This window comes from Arthrobacter sp. BI5, assembly GCF_056680065.1.
In genome coordinates this window covers 569,683-587,306 of sequence record NZ_CM155264.1, presented here as the reverse complement: position 1 = coordinate 587,306, position 17,624 = coordinate 569,683, and the positions used below count along the sequence as shown (strand labels likewise).

Annotated in this window: 21 protein-coding genes; 11 read left to right on the top strand and 10 right to left on the bottom strand. The window is 68.4% G+C overall.

The genetic code is table 11. The features are described 5' to 3' along the window. Positions 1-29 precede the first annotated feature (29 nt). From recR to AC1MED_RS02840, 3 genes are all read left to right on the top strand, one after another. The gene (gene recR / locus AC1MED_RS02850) at positions 30-629 is read left to right on the top strand and encodes a recombination mediator RecR (protein ID WP_146335883.1); all 600 of its coding nucleotides are present in this window, start codon (positions 30-32) and stop codon (positions 627-629) included. Positions 630-636: 7 nt separating this feature from the next. Beyond that, complete coding sequence (locus tag AC1MED_RS02845; RefSeq protein WP_346958625.1) at positions 637-1,215, top strand: GNAT family N-acetyltransferase; 579 nt, start codon at positions 637-639, stop codon at positions 1,213-1,215. A gap of 374 nt (positions 1,216-1,589) precedes the next feature. Continuing rightward, positions 1,590-2,948, top strand: a complete 1,359-nt coding sequence (locus AC1MED_RS02840) for an aspartate kinase (RefSeq protein ID WP_346958624.1) — start codon at positions 1,590-1,592, stop codon at positions 2,946-2,948. 88 nt (positions 2,949-3,036) lie between these two features. On the opposite strand, the gene AC1MED_RS02835 is transcribed toward AC1MED_RS02840, so the two are convergent. Together AC1MED_RS02835 and AC1MED_RS02830 are read right to left on the bottom strand one after the other, a co-directional pair. After that, positions 3,037-3,270 carry a hypothetical protein gene (locus tag AC1MED_RS02835; protein ID WP_479785336.1) on the bottom strand — a complete coding sequence of 78 codons (234 nt, stop codon included), beginning with the start codon at positions 3,268-3,270 and terminating at the stop codon, positions 3,037-3,039. Positions 3,271-3,463: 193 nt separating this feature from the next. Next, positions 3,464-3,688 carry a hypothetical protein gene (locus AC1MED_RS02830; protein WP_346958622.1) on the bottom strand — a complete coding sequence of 75 codons (225 nt, stop codon included), beginning with the start codon at positions 3,686-3,688 and terminating at the stop codon, positions 3,464-3,466. Between the two features lie 81 nt (positions 3,689-3,769). Between AC1MED_RS02830 and AC1MED_RS02825 the strand changes: the two genes are divergently transcribed. The 4 genes from AC1MED_RS02825 to AC1MED_RS02810 are packed head-to-tail and all read left to right on the top strand — an operon-like array spanning position 3,770 to position 6,229. Beyond that, complete coding sequence (locus AC1MED_RS02825; protein ID WP_479785335.1) at positions 3,770-4,318, top strand: MarR family winged helix-turn-helix transcriptional regulator; 549 nt, start codon at positions 3,770-3,772, stop codon at positions 4,316-4,318. A gap of 18 nt (positions 4,319-4,336) precedes the next feature. Beyond that, positions 4,337-4,897 (top strand): serine protease inhibitor, encoded by a 561-nt coding sequence (locus AC1MED_RS02820; protein ID WP_479785334.1) that lies wholly within the window; start codon positions 4,337-4,339, stop codon positions 4,895-4,897. Next, entirely contained in the window at positions 4,869-5,852 is a 984-nt protein-coding gene (locus AC1MED_RS02815) for a 3-methyladenine DNA glycosylase (RefSeq protein WP_479785333.1), read from the top strand. The genes AC1MED_RS02820 and AC1MED_RS02815 overlap by 29 nt, the downstream gene beginning before the upstream one ends. Beyond that, positions 5,849-6,229, top strand: coding sequence for a serine protease inhibitor (locus AC1MED_RS02810; protein WP_479785332.1), 381 nt, complete (start codon positions 5,849-5,851; stop codon positions 6,227-6,229). The genes AC1MED_RS02815 and AC1MED_RS02810 overlap by 4 nt, the downstream gene beginning before the upstream one ends. 71 nt (positions 6,230-6,300) lie before the next feature. On the opposite strand, the gene AC1MED_RS02805 is transcribed toward AC1MED_RS02810, so the two are convergent. Further along, entirely contained in the window at positions 6,301-9,447 is a 3,147-nt protein-coding gene (locus AC1MED_RS02805) for a S8 family serine peptidase (RefSeq protein WP_479785331.1), read from the bottom strand. A gap of 287 nt (positions 9,448-9,734) precedes the next feature. Then, positions 9,735-9,920, bottom strand: coding sequence for a hypothetical protein (locus tag AC1MED_RS02800; RefSeq protein ID WP_479785330.1), 186 nt, complete (start codon positions 9,918-9,920; stop codon positions 9,735-9,737). Positions 9,921-10,160: 240 nt separating this feature from the next. Between AC1MED_RS02800 and purS the strand changes: the two genes are divergently transcribed. Genes purS through purL form a run of 3 tightly spaced genes read left to right on the top strand, consistent with a single transcriptional unit; the run spans position 10,161 to position 13,502 of the window. Then, the gene (gene purS / locus AC1MED_RS02795; RefSeq protein ID WP_056427643.1) at positions 10,161-10,412 is read left to right on the top strand and encodes a phosphoribosylformylglycinamidine synthase subunit PurS; all 252 of its coding nucleotides are present in this window, start codon (positions 10,161-10,163) and stop codon (positions 10,410-10,412) included. Between the two features lies 1 nt (position 10,413). Then, positions 10,414-11,172, top strand: coding sequence for a phosphoribosylformylglycinamidine synthase subunit PurQ (purQ, locus tag AC1MED_RS02790; protein ID WP_479785329.1), 759 nt, complete (start codon positions 10,414-10,416; stop codon positions 11,170-11,172). Beyond that, positions 11,169-13,502 carry a phosphoribosylformylglycinamidine synthase subunit PurL gene (gene purL, locus AC1MED_RS02785; RefSeq protein ID WP_479785328.1) on the top strand — a complete coding sequence of 778 codons (2,334 nt, stop codon included), beginning with the start codon at positions 11,169-11,171 and terminating at the stop codon, positions 13,500-13,502. Before purQ ends, purL begins: the two co-directional genes overlap by 4 nt. Before the next feature lie 84 nt (positions 13,503-13,586). Here the strand turns inward: purL and AC1MED_RS02780 are convergent, their stop codons facing one another. The 6 genes from AC1MED_RS02780 to AC1MED_RS02755 form a co-directional block, all read right to left on the bottom strand. Further along, positions 13,587-13,880, bottom strand: coding sequence for a DUF503 domain-containing protein (locus AC1MED_RS02780; RefSeq protein WP_479785327.1), 294 nt, complete (start codon positions 13,878-13,880; stop codon positions 13,587-13,589). An 86-nt stretch (positions 13,881-13,966) separates the two neighbouring features. Further along, positions 13,967-14,284: a putative quinol monooxygenase gene (locus tag AC1MED_RS02775; protein ID WP_346958612.1), complete on the bottom strand. Its 318-nt coding sequence runs from the start codon at positions 14,282-14,284 to the stop codon at positions 13,967-13,969. A gap of 63 nt (positions 14,285-14,347) precedes the next feature. Then, a complete protein-coding gene (locus AC1MED_RS02770) occupies positions 14,348-14,950 on the bottom strand; it encodes a hypothetical protein (protein ID WP_479785326.1) in 603 nt (200 codons plus the stop codon). Between the two features lie 12 nt (positions 14,951-14,962). Next, positions 14,963-15,511, bottom strand: a complete 549-nt coding sequence (locus AC1MED_RS02765) for a DUF1990 family protein (protein ID WP_479785325.1) — start codon at positions 15,509-15,511, stop codon at positions 14,963-14,965. Then, positions 15,508-15,921: an MmcQ/YjbR family DNA-binding protein gene (locus AC1MED_RS02760; protein WP_479785324.1), complete on the bottom strand. Its 414-nt coding sequence runs from the start codon at positions 15,919-15,921 to the stop codon at positions 15,508-15,510. Before AC1MED_RS02760 ends, AC1MED_RS02765 begins: the two co-directional genes overlap by 4 nt. Before the next feature lie 82 nt (positions 15,922-16,003). Beyond that, the gene (locus tag AC1MED_RS02755) at positions 16,004-16,429 is read right to left on the bottom strand and encodes a CoA-binding protein (protein WP_479785323.1); all 426 of its coding nucleotides are present in this window, start codon (positions 16,427-16,429) and stop codon (positions 16,004-16,006) included. A gap of 339 nt (positions 16,430-16,768) precedes the next feature. Between AC1MED_RS02755 and AC1MED_RS02750 the strand changes: the two genes are divergently transcribed. Next, positions 16,769-17,608: an ABC transporter ATP-binding protein gene (locus AC1MED_RS02750; RefSeq protein WP_479785322.1), complete on the top strand. Its 840-nt coding sequence runs from the start codon at positions 16,769-16,771 to the stop codon at positions 17,606-17,608. Positions 17,609-17,624 lie beyond the last annotated feature (16 nt).

Here is a 17,624-nt window from a genome sequence, read left to right as displayed (position 1 = left end):
CGCCACTCCCCCAAACGAACGAGGAAATTGTGTACGAAGGTGCAGTTCAGGAGCTGATCGACGAGCTCGGCCGCCTTCCCGGCGTCGGGCCCAAGTCCGCCCAGCGGCTCGCCTTCCACATCCTCGAAGCCGACCCGCAGGACATGAAGCGCCTGGTCGAGGCCATCACCACGGTCAAGGAACGGGTCAAGTTCTGCACCGTCTGCGGCAATGTCACCGAGCAGGAACTATGCAACATCTGCCGCGACCCGCGCCGCGACCCGTCCGTGATCTGCGTTGTGGAGGAGTCCAAGGACGTGCTCGCGGTGGAGCGCACCCGCTCCTTCCGCGGCCGGTACCACGTGCTGGGCGGCGCGATTAACCCGATTGCCGGGATCGGCCCCGAACAGCTCCGGATCCGGGAACTGCTCACCCGGCTCAACGACGGCGCCATCCAGGAAATCATCATCGCGACGGACCCCAACCTCGAGGGCGAGGCCACCGCCACCTACCTCGCCCGGATGCTCAAGTCGATCGGCATCGCCGTCACCCGGCTGGCGTCCGGCCTTCCCGTTGGCGGGGACCTCGAATATGCCGACGAAGTCACGCTGGGCCGCGCCTTCGAAGGCCGCCGCAACGCGCTGAGCTGACAGGGCCATGACGGCCCTCCGCGGCGCCCCCGCACCCCTGCGCACCGAGCGCCTGATCGTGAGGCCGTTGACTGCCGACGACGACGACGCCGTCCTCCCGTTCCGCGGCGACCCGGAAGCCGTGCGGTATCTCTCCCACGCTCCGCTTAGCCCGGCGGAGAACACGGCCAGGGTGCGGAAGGTGCTTGCGGCCTCGGCTGCGTCCACCCCGGCATGGTTCAACTTCGGCTGGGTCATCCAGCTCCAGTCCAGTGGCGAGGTGATCGGCGACGCCCGGACCTGGAACTCCGATGCACCCCCTGCGGCCGGCCGGATCCCGGCTCATGCAGCGAGCCTCGGCTACATCCTGCACCCGGACCACCACGGGCTGGGACTCGGCCGGGAAGCCGCCGGCGCCTTGGTGCAGTGGTTGTTTACCGCCCGCGCCAGCCGGACTGTCTTTGCAGGTGTCTACGAACCCAATCTGCCCTCGCGCAGGCTGCTCGAAGGCCTGGGCTTCCGGCAGGACCACTATTTCACCGCCGCCGAAGACACCGCCGGGAAGAACCTTCCCTCTTGGCGCTACCGGCTCGATCGGCCCGAGTGACCCCGCCTGTCCCGTCCAACCCCACGACCGCGTGACCTAAGTGACCCGTGTGGCCCCTGCGCCGCGTCACGCGCATCGGACATGCCCGTCGGGGCCGGCCAGGAATGGACATAGTGGCAATATGCTCATTCCTGGCACCGGGAGCCGGGCATGTCCGCAGGAGCGGTGGAGCATGCTCATTCCTGGCATCGGGAGCCGGGCATGTCCGCAATCCCGGGTTGCCGTGGCCCCTCCCGCCGGGCTGCCGATCGGTCACAATTCAACTCCGGACCCTCGGCGGCGATAAACTTGGCTGAGAAGCCGCCGTCGCGCCGTTTGGCTGCGCCGTCCAGTAGCTTCGCCCAGAACCCCGATGATCCAGTGAGGGTGCGCGCATGAGTTTGCCCACTACCGAAGTCCACCCCGGACCGCAGCCGCAGGAGCTGCCCGCCATCCCTGCCGCCACCAAGCACCTCGTGGTGAAGAAGTTCGGCGGTTCCTCCGTGGCGGACGCGGAAGGTATCAAGCGGGTTGCCCGGCGCGTCGTGGACGCCCACAACGCCGGCGACGAAGTCGTCGTCGTGGTTTCCGCCATGGGCGACACCACCGACGAACTCCTCGACTTGGCCGCCCAGGTCACCGACTCCGCCCCGGCCCGGGAAATGGACATGCTCCTCTCCGCCGGTGAGCGCATCTCCATGGCCCTGCTCGCCATGGCCATAAACAAGTACGGCGCCTCCGCCCAGTCCTTCACCGGCTCGCAGGCCGGCATGATCACCGACGGGATCCACGGCAAGGCCCGGATCATCGACGTCGACCCGCACCGGATCCGCACGGCCCTGGACAAGGGGCACATCGCGATTGTTGCCGGCTTCCAGGGCATGAGCCGGACCACGAATGAGATCACCACCCTGGGCAGGGGCGGCTCGGATACGACGGCGGTGGCGCTGGCCGCAGCCCTCGACGCCGACGTCTGCGAGATCTTCACCGACGTTGACGGGATCTACACCGCGGACCCGCGCGTTGTCCCGTCCGCCCGCAAGATCGACCGCATCTCCAGCGAGGAAATGCTGGAGCTCGCGGCTTCCGGCGCCAAGATCCTGCACCTGCGCTGCGTGGAATACGCACGCCGTTTCGGCGTGCCGCTGCACGTCCGGTCCTCATTCAGCCAGAACGAAGGCACCTGGGTCCTGCCCAGCGCCGATGACAAGATCACGATTCAAGAGGGAGTTGCCTTGGAGCAGCCAATCATCTCCGGCGTTGCACACGACCGTTCCGAAGCCAAGGTCACCGTGGTCGGCGTTCCGGACATCCCCGGCAAGGCCGCGGCGATCTTCCAGGTCATCGCCGATGCGCACTCCAACATCGACATGATCGTCCAGAACGTCTCCACCCACGGGACCGGCCGGACGGACATCTCCTTCACCCTGCCGATCGTCGAGGGCGCCGACGCCCTCGCCGCCCTCCGCGCCGCGCAGGCCGAGATCGGCTTTGAGAGCATCGAATACAACGAGCAGATCGGCAAGCTGTCCCTGATCGGTGCCGGCATGCGTTCGCACCCGGGCGTCTCGGCACGGTTCTTCGCGGCGCTCTCCGAGGCGGGGATCAACATCAACATGATCTCCACCTCGGAAATCCGCATCTCCGTGGTGACGCACGCCGACCTGCTGGACGACGCCGTGCGCGCCATCCACAAGGCATTTGACCTGGACAGCGAGGACGAGGCCACGGTGTACGGCGGCACCGGCCGCTAGGACTTCCACGGGCGACGAAGCGCCCAGGCGGACACAAAAAGGGAGCGGCAGTTGCCGCTCCCTTTTTGTGTCCTGTTTCCGGACGAGGTCAGACCTGCTCCTTCGGGAGGTCCTCCCGCCGGACGGCGTAACGGTGTCCGTGAGCGTCGGTCTCCACTTCGAAGCCGGCGAGGTCGGTTTCCGAGGCTGCCTCGAAGTCGTCGTGCCGGTGCACCACCGGTGCGGAGTAATCTCCGCGCGAGGCGGGGCCAAAGAGGAACCGGGCCCAGGACGACGGGTGCAGATGCCGGCTCAGCGCAGCTTTCCTCAGTGCACGTGCCATATTTCCCACCCCCTCTCCTGCTGGAAGGCCAAGCGGAACAGCGGTGGCGCGGGCGGCGCCAGTGCCCTTATTTTACGCCCGACGGCGGCAAAAGGCGCGGCGGGCGGCGGGGCGGGCTGCGGCGGCAAAAGGCGCGCGGCGGGCCGGGCCTTGCCACGTCAGGCGGCGGGGCGGCATCCCGGGACAACCGGGCCTAGCGCAGGGACTTGTCCTCGGGGTTGCGGGGCACCACGTAAGTGCTGCCGTCGGGCCGGTGGAGCGTCTCCCATTGCTGGGTCTCAGCCTCCCGCTGCGCCAGCAGCTGGCGGTTCTGCTCGGTCATTTCATGGCCCAGCGAGGTGCGGCTGGCAGGGCCAAAAACCGCCCGCAGCTTGCCGGTTGCCCGCATAAACCGCTGGGCGGTGTTTTCCTTCGCCATTGCTACGCACTCCTTTTAGAACCAGATGTCCTCCCAGTGTACGCTAATCATTAGTGCACTAACTATCTAGAGGAGTCACCCTTGAGCGATGCCACCGGAACCCCGGGATCCGCCCCCACCGCCCCCGTGGATGAAGACCTCCTGCTCGAACACCAGCTGTGCTTTGCCCTTACCGTCGCCTCCCGCAGCGTGGTGGGTGCCTACAAGCCGGTCCTCGACAAACTGGGACTCACCCACCCGCAATACCTGGTGATGCTCTGCCTGTGGGAATCCAGCCCGCGCTCGGTCCGCGACATCAGTGACGCCCTCGCCCAGGAACCCGCAACGATTTCGCCGCTGCTGCGGCGGCTTGAAGCCGCGGGCTACATCACCCGGCAGCGGGCCGAGGGCAACGAACGCAGCCTCGCCGTGCGGCTGACCCCGCGTGGCGCAGCGCTGCGGCAGCAGGCGACGGCGGTCCCCGGCACCATGATGGCCCTGCTGGGCCTGGACCGGGAGCAGGTGGGCGAGCTGCATGCCGCCATGATGCGGCTGATCGCCGCCACCCGGGCAGCCGGGGAAACGGGACCGCCTTTTAGGGGTACTTCCGGCCCGGCCGAGGACCCCGCCGCGGCGCTAGAATGGGGCTGAGACCGAGGAGAAGAGCCCATGCGCAAGAACCTGATTCCCACCGCGCTCATCCTGATGACGGCCGTCGGACTGGCCGCGTGCGCGCCGGGCGGCGGACCCGCACCCAGCGCGTCGTCCACCGGTTCGGCGTCCGCCTCGTCACCGGGCAGCACCCCCTCCGCCGACGCTGAAACCACCGTCCCGGCCCCCTCGCCGTCGGCCGAGTTTCCTTCCGCCGGCCCCGGGCAGGGCAACGCCGAGCTGGCCATCATGATCACGTCCGGCCAGGGCGCGAAGGCCGTCAATTACACCCTCGTCTGCCGGAACGGGGTACCGGCGGCGGAAAGCAAGCACCCGAAAGCGGCGGCTGCCTGCACGGCCATCAAGAATAATCCGACTATCCTCACACCCGCTCCGGTGAGCAAGGACCGGGCATGTACTCAGCAGGCCCCGGTGGAGTACGGCGGCCCGCAGCAGGCGACCGTCACCGGCTCCGTGGACGGCAAAGCCGTCGAATCGAAGTTCAGCCGGACCGATGGCTGCCAGATCGCTGCCTGGAATGCCGCCAAGGATGTTCTGGGATCCAGCGGTGGAGCCTAAGCTGCAACATCTCCCTCAGGACGACTGGCTGGCGCGAGAGGCCGCCCACCAGCAACGCGTCCGGACCTACTCTGACCCCTACCTCGCCCGGCGGTCGGCCGGCCAGAAACACCCCGTGGAGGACTTCCTCTTCACCTACTACACCCAGAAACCCGGCCAGCTGCTGCGCTGGCACCCGGGCGCCGGCGTCGTGCTGTCCGGGCCTGCGGCAGCGGAGCGCTCCGGTTGGAAGTACTACCGTGTCCCCGACGCCGGTGAACTCGCCGCCGCGGGGCTGGCGCCGGGAACGGACGCGGTGACGGTCGACGTCGAACGGTTCGTTACCGAGCGGCGCGATGCCCTCCAGTTTGCCGGCATCATCCTCGCCGGAACAGCGGCGCGGCCGGCCCAGTTCGGCTGTTTCGGGCTGCACGAGTGGGCGATGGTCTACCGGCAGGACAAGTTTGAGCTGCGGCACGAGTACCTGAAGCTGCGGCTCGGTTCCCAGCGGACGGACCGGGTGGTCGAGGACAACAGGATCCGGTGCTCGCACTTTGATGCGTTCCGTTTCTACACCCCGGATGCGGTCCCGCTGAACGCCCTGGCGCCGAGCCGGGAGAACCAACGGACCATGGAACAGCCCGGCTGCCTGCACGCCAACATGGACCTGTACAAGTGGGCCTACAAGCTGGCCCCCGCGCTGCCCAGCGAGCTGGTGATGGACTGCTTTGAGCTGTCCTGGCGGATCCGTGCCATGGATATGCGCGCTTCCCCGTACGAGCTGAGCGAATGGGGGTACCCGGCGATCCGGATTGAGACCCCGGACGGCAAGGCCGAATACGTGGAGCACCAGCGGGAATTCGCCGCCGCCTCGCAGGAGCTGCGCAGGCGGCTGCTGCACCAGCTCACGCCGCTGCTGGACGCCGCCGGCACCGCCGCGGCCCCTCAATCTACAGTCCCGGAAGGACGCCCATGACTGACCCCGCCGGACCGGACAGCCACCCCGACGTCGACCTCACCATCCGGCTGACGGAGGCGCCCGGCGCCCCCGAGTTCAGCTTCCGCCTGCTCGCCGACGGCGGCGCAGTCGGCGAGGGATCCACGCTGCCGGACCCCGCCGCCGCACTCGAGGCCCTCGGGCAGCACGGCGAGGAAATCTTCTTCCCCCAGCCGGGGCCGCCCCGGCTGTGCACGCAGCAGTACGGCGGTCCGCAGGTGGCCATAGTCACCGGGCGCTACCGGGGCCGGGAGGTGCACAGCGAATTCAGCCGCACGGACGGCTGTGAAATCGCCCGCTGGCGCGCCATGGCGCCGCTGCTGGGCGGCGCCGCCGGCTCCACCGGAGCCAGCTGATTCGCGGACGTTAAACAGCGATGGCCGGCGGTACCACCGCCGGCCATCGCTTTTGTTAGCTGCCTAACCGCCTAGATGGCGTTGTTGCGGGCCTGGCCTGCGCCCTGGTCCGCAACCGTGGCCGGAGCCCCCGCGGAGGGAGCCACAGTGGCGGTGCCGGCCGGCGACACCACAACGCTGACAAACGTCGGCTCACTGGCTCCGGCGAAGGTCACCCGGCCAATGTAGGAGCCGGTCGCGAGGCCCTTCCAGTTCAGCGTGACCTTGCCGGCCTTGCCGTTGGCCAGCTTGAGCGGGTTCGGCGACAGCGTCGCGTTGCCCACGTTCGCGCCGAGCACCGCGGCGTCCACCGAGGCCTTGCGGGCCTTGCCGTCCGGGCTGGAGTACAGGTTCGCGTAGATCGTGTACTTGCCCGCTGCCGGGTTGCTGATCGACAGCGTCTCGCTCGAGGAGGACGTTGCGACCTGCTCGACACCTCGGGGAGTGACGACCCACATGTCGAAGTCCGAGTCCGGGTCAGAGGAGACCACCGAGAACTTGGCCAGCGGAACCCCGGCCGGAACCGTGACGGTCTTGACGAAGGTCGAGGCGTCGGCGCGGCCGGTGAACGGACCCGGGACCAGCTCAACGGCGGAGGAGTCCGCCTTCGAGAGGCCGTCCAGCGTCATGCTGACCGGGTTGTTGGTGCCGGAGACGACATTGATGTCGCCGGAACCGGTGGCGGCCGTGGTGTTGAAGAAGACATCCTTCGGGGCCACCACGGACTGCGGGCGGACCGAGATGGGCGAGGTGACGGTCTTGCCCGCACCCTGCCAGCTCAGCGAGCCCATGGCGAACTTGCCCAGAGCGGCGCCCTGGTTCTCGAAGCTGACCTTGAAGGTCCGCGTTTCACCGGCCTTCTTGAAGTTCAGGGCGGCCGGAGCCACGCTGACCTTGATGCCGGGGACGTTGGCCGTGACCTTGTAAACGCCCGGGGTCAGAGCGGTCACCGTGCGGGTGACCGTGATCTTGCCGGCGAGGTTGCCCAGTGAGAAGGACGGGACGTTCATGTCCCGGGCCTTGGTGCTGGTCGGCAGGCCCAGATCAATGCCGGTGCCTTGGATGAACTTCAGGTAGTCCTCGAAGCTGGCGTCGTAGACCAGGCCCGGATCGACCATACGGGCCGGATCCACCTCGCCCGCGCCGGTGGCGTGGACGTCCGTGTCTTTGGACCCGTCTGCGAGCTTGACGTCGGAGGCCGTGGTCATCATGGCGGACTTGACCGTGGCCGGGGACCAGTTCGGGTTCTTGCCCAGCAGCAGGGCACCGAAGCCGGCGACGTGCGGGGAGGCCATGGACGTACCGGACATAAAGCCGAACTTGGCGCCGCCTTCCGCGATGGGCGAGACGCCGGCCAGGATGGCGACGCCGGGAGCGGCAACGTCCGGCTTCAGCAGGTCCGAATCGGTGGCCAGCAGCGGGCCGCGCGAGGAGAAGCCGGCAATCTGCGGCTGGGCCTCCAGCGGCAGGCCGGTGGTGTCCTTGTTGATCAGGGAAACCTTGATGTCCGGGGTGGCCGTCACCTTGGCCTTGATGGCTTCGGTGGCCGGCGGGTTCACGTGGACGGTGGGGACCGAGTGCTGGTCGGCATCCAGGGAGGAGTTGCTGAGGTTCACCAGGATCATGCCGACGCCGCCGCCGCGCTTGACCTCGGCGCTCTTGGCCACGCGGTCGAAGACGCCGCGGTCGCAGACCACAACCTTGCCGGCAACCTTCGCCGGGTCAAGGGTGTCAGGTCCGCACAGGGCCGCGTTGGCGTTCCCGGCGGTGGCGGCAGCGTTGGCGGCCAGCACGACGCCGGCGTCCTTGACTTCGCCGTTCATGATGCTGGCCCCGCGGAACTTGGTGCCGTCGGCGAATTCGACCGTGCCCTGCAGCTCCTGGGAGAAGGTGCTGGCGCCAACGGTGGTGACCCACGGGCCGCCGTGGTTGACCGTGCTCGCGGTCGGGCCGGAGTTGCCGGCGGACGCGGCCACGAAGATGCCCGTGGCGGCAGCGTTCAGGAAGGCCACCGACACCGGGTCAATGACGGAGGTCGCTGAGCCGGAAATTGAGTAGTTCAGGACGTCCACGCCGTCCTCGATGGCCTGCTCGACGGCGGCCACCGACGAGGAGCTGTAGCAGCCGCCCGTGTTGGGATCGGTGTCCTCCCAGCACACCTTGTAGACCGAGAGCTTCGCGGCGGGCGCAATGCCGCTGGTCAGGCCGAAGCTGCGGCCGTCAACGAAGGTCTCGACGTTCTTGTTGCCGGCAGCCGTGCTGGCCGTGTGGGTGCCGTGGCTGGCCACGTCCACCGGGGACAGCTGCTCCTCCGGGGCGCGGTCGCCGGGCGGAACGTAGGCCAGGAAGTCGTCGGCGAAGTAGTGCGCGCTGAGGACCTTGGAGTTGCAGGCGGAACCGTCGAAGGACGCACCCGTTCCGGTGCCCTTCTGGCATTCCCCGACGAAGGTCTCGCCGTCGGCCTTGAGCATGGCGATCTTGCCGTCGGCGGTGCGGTAGGGCACCCCGACGACGGGCGAGCCCACCAGGGGCTTGACCTCTTCGCCGGCAAAGAAGGCGCTGTCCGGGGTGTAGCCGGTGTCAATCACACCGACGACGACGCCCTTGCCGGCTGCGTCCTGGCCGCCGAACTTCGTGTTCCACGTCCCGTTCTCGCCGCTGAGCTTGAGGAAATCGGTGCTGGAGTAGTCCGGGGCGTTTTCCGTGTCGCGGGCCACGGTCAGGACGTTGGGGTCCTTGGCGAGCTTGACGGCCTGGTCCGTGGTGAGGGTGGCGCTGAAGCCGTTGACCGCGGCGGAGAACTGGCGCTGGATCTTGACGCTCTGCTTGCTCGCGATGTCCGACTGCTTCTTCTCAAGGTGGGCCCGGTACTTCTTGACCTCGGCCTTGTTGGCGTCGAGCTTCTTGCCCTTCGACGGTTTCGTGGCAGGCAGCCCTGCCGTGCTGCCCTCGTAGGTGGCTGCCGGCTTCTCGGTGAGCAGGACGATGTAACGCCCGTCCGGGTAGCTGGCGGGATCCAGATTCTTCTGGGCGACTTCGGCCACTGTCGCTCCCTGGCCGGGAGCCGCCATGGCGGGCGCAATGGCAACGGTTGAAAGGAGAACCGGCAAGCCCAGGGTCAGTGCCACGGCCCTCCGGAGTCCCCCGCTTCGAAGGAAGCTCTTTCCTGGTGATTTCACGAGTGGTTTGAACCTTTCAGAAGGTACGGTCCCGGCGCCATTGCCGGGGACGACGGACTGGTACGGGTTCGGGATGAAGAGTTGACTCCCGCCCCGGCGGATACCAGCCGATTCATACAGTACAGACTGAGAGCCAGATATGACATAGGCCACAGATGACTAATCAGAATTGGTCACACTCCTCGACAAGGCAGCGCGCCGGGGGCGTGGCAAAGCCGGGACGGCAGTGCCGTCCCGGCTGGGGGTTGGGGTGTCCGGGCGGTCGGGCGCAGGCCGCCGGGGGTGGGCTACTGCCGGGGTGTTCGCACGACCTCGCTGATCCAGGCCTTCGTCTTGTCATCGAGGGGGCCGGCAATCTTGCTTTCCTTAGCGGCGCGGTCCGCGCTGATCTTCTGCCACACCATCCGGCCAAGCCCGGCAAAGACGGCGGCGGCGACCACGGGAAGCAGGACGGATTTGGGTTTCTCAGCCATCTGCCCATCCTACTGAGCCCGCCGGGCGGAGACCATAGCCGCCCAGGGCCCGGGCCGCCTGGAGCACCGACCGGTCACGAATGCGGTGTGGTGCACGGCGCCCGGTAGAATGGGGATGCAAGCTCGCGGAGCGCCCGTTCCATGTTGTTCTTAAACACGGTGTCACCACACACCGGACCGGCGTGAGACGGCACAACTCCGCTGCGCCCTTACCCAATGCTCACGCACAGGAGTTGCCGGATGCCCCGGATCGTTGTCGACGTCATGCCCAAGCCCGAGATTCTCGACCCGCAGGGGAAGGCCATCGTGGGTGCGCTGCCCCGCCTGGGCTTCACCGCTTTCAGCGCTGTCCGCCAGGGCAAGCGTTTCGAACTGACCGTCGACGGCGAGGTGACCGAGGAGATCCTGGCCCAGGCCCGGAACGCCGCGGAAACCCTGCTCTCCAACCCGGTCATCGAAGACGTCGTCAACGTCGAGGTCGTCGAGGCCTGAGATGACTGAACTCCCCCTGATCGGTGAGGCGGTCGCCGTCGCCGCGCACCCCCAGCTCGCTGGTGCGAAAATCGGCGTCGTCACCTTCCCCGGCACCCTCGATGACCGCGACGCCGCCCGCGCGGTGCGCCTGGCCGGCGCCACCCCGGTGGCCCTCTGGCACGCCGACACTCACCTGGGCGACGTCGACGCCGTCATCATCCCCGGCGGCTTCTCCTACGGCGACTATCTCCGCGCCGGCGCCATCTCCCGTTTCGCGCCGCTGATGGCGAAGGTCATCGACGCCGCAAACTCGGACGCCAAGCTGCCCGTCCTCGGCATCTGCAACGGCTTCCAGATCCTCACCGAGTCGCACCTTTTGCCCGGCTCGATGATCAAGAACGACCACCTGAAGTTCCTCTGCCGCGACCAGGTCCTGCGGGTCGAAAACAACACCACCGACTGGACCCGCGACTACGCGCCGGGCCAGGAAATCACCGTGCCGCTGAAGAACCAGGACGGGCAGTACATCGCCGACGAGAAGACCCTGGACGCCCTCGAGGCGGAAGGCCGCGTGGTGTTCCGCTACGTCGGCTGGAACCCGAACGGGTCCCGCCGCGACATCGCCGGCATCTCCAACGCCGCCGGGAACGTGGTGGGCCTCATGCCGCACCCCGAGCACGCCGTCGAGACCGGCTTCGGCCCGGAGCTCGGCTCCGGCACCGAGGGCCTCGGCTTCTTCACCTCTGTCCTGAACAAGATCGTGGGAGACAACAAATGACGGAGACACCCGCAGTGGCGGCGCCCGCGGAGACCGCCAAGAAGTTCAACATCGACACCGTGGAAAACGCGGCCAGCACCCCCGATGTGGAGCTCCCCTGGGCCGAGCTGGGCCTGAAGCAGAACGAGTTCGACGAGGTCGTGAAGGTCCTGGGCCGCCGCCCCACCGGCGCCGAGCTCGCCATGTACTCCGTGATGTGGAGCGAGCACTGCTCCTACAAGTCCTCCAAGAACCACCTCCGCCAGTTCGGCGAAAAGGTGACCGAGGAGATGAAGAAGGACATGCTCGTGGGCATCGGCGAGAACGCCGGTGTCACCAACCTGGGCGACGGCTGGGCCGTGACGTTCAAGATCGAGTCGCACAACTCGCCGTCGTTCGTGGAGCCTTACCAGGGTGCCGCGACCGGCATCGGCGGGATTGTCCGCGACATCATCTCGATGGGCGCCCGCCCGGTGGCCGTGATGGACCCGCTGCGGTTCGGCGCGATCGACCACCCGGACACCGCCCGCGTCATGCACGGCGCCGTGGCCGGCATCGGCGGCTACGGCAACTCCCTTGGCCTGCCGAACATCGGCGGCGAAATGGTCTTCGACTCCGTCTACCAGGGCAACCCGCTGGTCAACGCGCTTGCCGTCGGCGTCATGCGCCACGAGGACATCCGCCTCGCCAACGCCTCCGGCAAGGGCAACAAAGTGGTGCTGTTCGGCGCCCGCACCGGCGGCGACGGGATCGGCGGCGCCTCCGTGCTGGCCTCCGAATCCTTCGACGACACCAAGCCGTCCAAGCGCCCCGCCGTGCAGGTGGGCGACCCCTTCGCCGAGAAGGTCCTGATCGAGTGCTGCCTAGAACTGTTCAAGGGTTCCCTGGTGGAGGGCATCCAGGACCTGGGCGCGGCCGGCATTTCCTGCGCCACGTCCGAGCTCGCCTCCAACGGCGACGGCGGCATGGAAGTCGAGCTGACCTCCGTCCTGCTGCGCGACCCCACGCTGACACCGGGCGAGATCCTGATGTCCGAGTCGCAGGAACGCATGATGGCCGTGGTCACCCCGGAGAACATCGCCGCGTTTGAAGCGGTCATGGACAAGTGGGCCGTGGAGTACTCCTGGCTCGGCGAGGTCACCGACACCGGCCGCCTGATCATCACCTGGGACGGCGAAGTGATCGTCGACGTCGACCCGCGCACCGTGGCCCACGACGGCCCGGTCTACGACCGACCGTACGCCCGCCCGGAATGGCAGGACGCCGTCCAGGCCGACTCCTTCACCGGCTCCGTACAGGACACCGGCCGTCCCGCCGCCCCGGCGGAACTCGCTGCCGCGGTCACCGAGCTCGTCGCCTCGCCGAACATGTGCTCCAAGTCCTGGATCACCGACCAGTACGACCGCTACGTCGGCGGCAACACCGCCATGGCGTTCCCGGACGACGCCGGCGTGGTCCGGGTGGACGAGGAAACCGGCCTGGGCGTGGCCCTGGCCACCGACGCCAACGGCCGCTACACCTACCTCGATCCGTACCACGGCGCGCAGCTGGCCCTCGCCGAAGCGTACCGCAACGTGGCCACCTCCGGCGCCGTGCCGATGGCCGTCAGCGACTGCCTGAACTTCGGCTCCCCCGAGGACCCCGACGTCATGTGGCAGCTCGCCGAGGCCATCCGCGGCCTCTCGGATGCCTGCATGGAGCTGGGCATCCCGGTCACCGGCGGCAACGTCTCGCTCTACAACCAGACCGGAAGCGTTCCGATCCATCCCTCCCCCGTCGTCGCCGTGCTGGGCAAGCTCGACGACGTCGCGCGCCGCACCCCCTCGGGCTGGCGCGAGGACGGCCAGGCCATCTACCTGCTGGGCACGACGGCGGCGGAACTGGACGGCTCCGAATGGTCCAACCTGCGCGGACACCTGGGCGGGCTGCCGCCCAAGGTGGACCTCGCCGCCGAACGCGAGCTGGGTGAGATCCTGATCAACGCCTCGCGCGACGGCATGGTGGACTCAGCGCACGACCTCTCCGAAGGCGGCCTCGCGGCGGCCCTCGCGGAGTCCGCGCTGCGCTACGGCGTCGGCGCCCGCATTTCGCTGCAGGATGTGATGGACCGCGACGGCGTGGACCTGTTCACCGCGCTGTTCTCCGAGTCGCAGGGCCGCGCCATTGTGGCGGTGCCGCGCTCGGAGGAGATCCGCTTCAAGGACATGTGCACCGCCCGCGGCTTCGCACACGTCCGGATCGGCGTCGTGGATGCCGAGAGCGGCAAGCTGGAGATCAACGGCGTGGACACCCTGGACCTGGCCGCGCTCCGCGAAGCCCACGAAGGGACCCTGCCGAAGCACTTCGGCTAGCCCCACCCCGTCGGCTTAAGCGCGAACGGACACTTGGGGCCCTTCCCAAAGGGCCCCAAGTGTCCGTTCGCGCTTTATTGCCGGTTAGTCGTCGCTGCGCAGTTCCCGCTGCCGGGCGCTGAGCAGCTCAAGTTCCGGCCTTCCGGCCACGAAGCGCTCGACGGCGCCCAGCACGTCCACCAGATGGGCCCGGTCGGCTGCGACCAGACCCGCGCCCAGCTGCGTGCGCCGGTGCTGCTCGTGGTCCCCGACCTCGGCTACGGAGACGTCGAAGCGGCGCCTAAGTTCGGCCAGCACGGGCCGCACCACGGAGCGTTTCTCCTTGAGGCTGTGCACGTCGCCCAGCAGGATGTCGAATTCGATCCATCCGATCCACATGGATCAAGCCTATCGAGTGCTCCCCACCGGCTCCCTAGCCTCGCAAGCTCGGCCAGGGAACCCTGCCGGCGTGGGCCCAGATGGGGTTAGATGGTGAGTTCGCCCATCCGGTCCCAACCTTCGCCGTCGAGCTGGCGGCTGATGATCCGGGGCGTCTCGGCCAACGCCTGTGGCATGTCGGCCATGGCCTGCTTGAAGTGGCTGCTGTTGACGTGGTCCCCGGCGGCGTCGTCCTTGAAGGCCTCGACCAGGACGAATTCGTTGGGGTCCTCGACGCTGCGGGACCAGTCGAACCACAGGTTGCCGGGCTCCTGCCGGGTGGCCTGGGTGAAGTCCTCCACGAGGCCGAGCCAGCGCTCGGACCACTCGGGCTTGACCTTGAATTTAACGACGATGAAGATCACGGCGGGGCCTTTCGGTGGGGGGGGTACATCGGTCTTCCATTCTTGCAGTTGCAGGCCTGGAGCTCAGCAGGCGTCGATGGCCGCCCGGGCCAGTTCCTGCTGCTGCGGCGTGCCCACCCGTTCCGCCCACTGCTCGGCAAGCTGGAACTCGACCATGGCCTCGGCGCACCGTCCCGCGCCATGCAGGGACCAGCCCAGGTTGTTGTGCAGCGCCACCATCCACCGTTTGGTCCGGGCGTCATGCACCGTGGACGCGTATTCCAGCGCGCTGCGGGTCCACGTCTCGGCGTGCGCGGCGTCGGCGATCGCCAGCATGTGCAGGGCGTCCACGGCCAGGAAGTCCTCGCCCAGGTGGTCGGCCAGTTCGGCGGCCTGTTCGAACAGCGGGACCGCCATTTCGGCGTGGCCGCTGGAGTTCAGCACCCGGCCGCGTTCCAGCAGCACCCGGACGGCCACGGTGGGTTCGTCAGCGTCGACGGCGTCCAGCAGGGCGTCGGCTTCCTCGTAGCGTCCCTGCAGTCCGATGGCCCGTCCCAGCTGGGTGGCGAACTCGGCCCGCTCGTCGTCGTCGTAGGCCGGATCCTCGACCGCCGTGCGGAAGCGGGCCTCCGAAAGGCCGGGATCGTCAAAGTTCCAGAATCGGTCAAGGGTCTGTTGATTCAGCATGTTCTGCTCCTCTCAGGTCTCACCTGCGGCCAGTTCCTGTGCACTCCTAAGGTATCGGGAAGTGATGAGTCTTTGGGCCGCCCTGGCCACGGCCCCGCCGGCGGCATAGAACCAGTTGGCGTGCCTGCTGAACGCGGTAATGGTGAAAGTCACGGCGCCGGCGGCATCGATGGAAACTTCAAACGCCTCCTCGCCCCTTTCCGGATGACCCGGCAGTGTGCCGTAGCCGAATCCGGCCGACTGCGGGGCGTCTCCGGGGTCCGGGCGGTGGACCCACACGACCTCACACGGCGCGTTGATTCTGAACGGTCCGAGGCCGAATCCGCTGACAATCCGGGCGCCGGACTCCACCGACTCGGTTTCAGTCCGGACCCTTAGCCCGGACCGGCGCTGGATCTGCCAGGCGAGGATCCCGTCGGCAACACGGCGGTAGGTGCGGTACCCCTGGCCCAGGTAGGCGCGGGTCTGGAACCGGTGGAAGCCTTCCGGCGCCGTGCCGTTCTGGGTGGCGCCGATTCCGGGATAGTTCAGTTCGCCGCCGGCAATCCGCGGCCCCGTCACGGCCGGCCCTCCCCGCGGGCGAGCCGGGCCCAGCCGAGCTGCTCCTGCTGGCGGCGGCTCAGGGTGGCGACCACGAGGTCGTAGGAGTCCTCGACCATGTCCCGGACCATCGCATCCGGCAGGGCCCCGTCCAGCCGGACGCCGTTCCAGTGCCGTTTGTTCAGGTGCCATGCTCCAGTGATTTCCGGGTGCGCGGCGCGGAGCTGTTCGGCGAGCGCGGGTTCGCACTTCAGGCTCACGGCCAGGCCATCCGGCTCCAGTGCGGACAGGGCGAACATCTTCGCCTCGTGCCGGGCCCCGCCGGGCACCGCGGCGCGGACCTTGAAGACCGCGGTGTCCGGGCCGAACGGGTAGTCCTCGAAGGCCCCGGGGAAACCCAGGCAAAGCCCGCGGAGTGCTGCTGCGTCCATGCCCCCAGCCTAGCCGGGGCGGTTGTGGCCGGCAGGAGTCCGGCGTCAGCGTCCGGCCGGGACGGGGCACCAAAGCCCGGTGTCAGAGCCCGAGGCGCGGTGCCAGCTGCGCCGGGCAGGCATTCATGACGACGTCCAGGCCGGCCGCCTTGGCGCGGGCGGCGGCGGCCTCATCGATGACGCCCAGCTGCAGCCAGACGGCCTTCGCCCCGACCGCGATCGCCTGGTCCACCACGTCCCCCACTTTCCAGGAATTGACGAAGCAATCCACGACGTCGAGCGGTTGCTTCGCCGCCGGGATGTCCGCAAGCCGCGCGTAGCCCGTCTCGCCGTGGACGGGGTCGGCCGGGAGGTTGACCGGGATGATCTCCATGCCCAGCCGGTCCCGGATGAATAACGACGTGTCGTAGGCGGCGCGCCACTGGTTGGTGGTCAGTCCCACGACCGCCCACCTGCCCTTGGTGCGCAGGAGGCGTTCGATGACTGCGGGGTCGTTCACGTGGGTCATCTGCACAGCCTACGTCCCGCCCCCGACAGAACAGCGGCAGGGCCCGACTCAACCGGGGCCGTCCGAACAATCGAATGACCACCTGGGGCGCAGCGGCCAGGTGTCCGAATATTACGCGGCAGATTTGGGGGAATCCGCCGCATCCGTTTTAGTGGATAGTGACCATCCCGAGCGGCCGAGAGACCTGGATCGATGAAGCCGCAGCAACCCTGGTCGTCGGATTCCCTCCCCGGGATCCGCCGATAGCAAGGTATTGAGCCATGGGAACGGCCGGACTGACCACCCGGACCGAAGGCTCGTTCCGTAGGGTGCTACTGCCAGGACCGATGGAGTATCCCTATGACTGCTGTCCTGTCCACCTCCCCCGCAGAGGCGTCCGCGGACGCCCGCGCCGGTGAGCCCACCCGCACCCCGGCCCTGCCGGTGTCCTTCCGCGGCCTGCGCCGCGCGTTCGGTTCCGGCGGCGAGGCGCACACCGTGCTCCGCGACGTGAACTTCGACGTCCGCGCCGGTGAAGTCCTGGCCATCCTCGGCACGTCCGGCTGCGGGAAATCCACGCTGCTGCGCGCCGCCGCGGGCCTCGACGCCCCCAGCGCCGGCAGCGTCGAGATCGACGGCGCCCCGGTCCAGGGCGTTGATCCCCGCTGCGCCTTCGCCTTCCAGGAGCCCCGCCTGCTGCCGTGGCACACCCTTCAGGCCAACATCGCCATCGGGCTGCCCCCCGGGGTCAGCGCCAAGGACGGCAAAGCCAAGGTGGCCCGGCTCCTTGAACTCGTGGGGCTGCAGGACTTCGCCAAGCACCGGCCGCGCGAGGTCTCCGGCGGCATGGCCCAGCGCGCCTCGCTGGCCCGGGCCCTGGCCCGCAACCCCGGCGTCCTGCTCCTCGACGAACCCTTCGGCGCCCTCGACGCCCTGACCCGGATCAAAATGCAGGACCTGCTGCTGGATGTCCACCGGGCGGAGCCGACCACGGTCCTGCTGGTGACCCACGACGTCGACGAGGCCCTTCAGCTTGCCGACCGCATCATCGTCCTCGGCAGGGAAACGGAGGCGGCCCCGGGCGCCACGATCGTCCGCACCGTCGCCGTCCCCGGCGAACGCCCCCGGGACCGGGCCTCGGCCGAGCTGGCCCGAATGCGGGCCTCGCTCCTGGCCAGCCTCGGTGTCGACGGCCACTAGCCGCCCCCGCCCCAAC

Bases quoted from the DNA above. Each gene is read 5' to 3' on its own strand.
- AC1MED_RS02845 (WP_346958625.1), top strand. From the start codon at position 637: ATGACGGCCCTCCGCGGCGCCCCCGCACCCCTGCGCACCGAGCGCCTG.
- AC1MED_RS02840 (WP_346958624.1), top strand. From the start codon at position 1,590: ATGAGTTTGCCCACTACCGAAGTCCACCCCGGACCGCAGCCGCAGGAG.
- AC1MED_RS02835 (WP_479785336.1), bottom strand. From the start codon at position 3,270: ATGGCACGTGCACTGAGGAAAGCTGCGCTGAGCCGGCATCTGCACCCG.
- AC1MED_RS02830 (WP_346958622.1), bottom strand. From the start codon at position 3,688: ATGGCGAAGGAAAACACCGCCCAGCGGTTTATGCGGGCAACCGGCAAG.
- AC1MED_RS02820 (WP_479785334.1), top strand. From the start codon at position 4,337: ATGCGCAAGAACCTGATTCCCACCGCGCTCATCCTGATGACGGCCGTC.
- AC1MED_RS02815 (WP_479785333.1), top strand. From the start codon at position 4,869: ATGTTCTGGGATCCAGCGGTGGAGCCTAAGCTGCAACATCTCCCTCAG.
- AC1MED_RS02810 (WP_479785332.1), top strand. From the start codon at position 5,849: ATGACTGACCCCGCCGGACCGGACAGCCACCCCGACGTCGACCTCACC.
- AC1MED_RS02800 (WP_479785330.1), bottom strand. From the start codon at position 9,920: ATGGCTGAGAAACCCAAATCCGTCCTGCTTCCCGTGGTCGCCGCCGCC.
- purS (WP_056427643.1), top strand. From the start codon at position 10,161: ATGCCCCGGATCGTTGTCGACGTCATGCCCAAGCCCGAGATTCTCGAC.
- purQ (WP_479785329.1), top strand. From the start codon at position 10,414: ATGACTGAACTCCCCCTGATCGGTGAGGCGGTCGCCGTCGCCGCGCAC.
- purL (WP_479785328.1), top strand. From the start codon at position 11,169: ATGACGGAGACACCCGCAGTGGCGGCGCCCGCGGAGACCGCCAAGAAG.
- AC1MED_RS02780 (WP_479785327.1), bottom strand. From the start codon at position 13,880: ATGTGGATCGGATGGATCGAATTCGACATCCTGCTGGGCGACGTGCAC.
- AC1MED_RS02770 (WP_479785326.1), bottom strand. From the start codon at position 14,950: ATGCTGAATCAACAGACCCTTGACCGATTCTGGAACTTTGACGATCCC.
- AC1MED_RS02760 (WP_479785324.1), bottom strand. From the start codon at position 15,921: ATGGACGCAGCAGCACTCCGCGGGCTTTGCCTGGGTTTCCCCGGGGCC.
- AC1MED_RS02755 (WP_479785323.1), bottom strand. From the start codon at position 16,429: ATGACCCACGTGAACGACCCCGCAGTCATCGAACGCCTCCTGCGCACC.
- AC1MED_RS02750 (WP_479785322.1), top strand. From the start codon at position 16,769: ATGACTGCTGTCCTGTCCACCTCCCCCGCAGAGGCGTCCGCGGACGCC.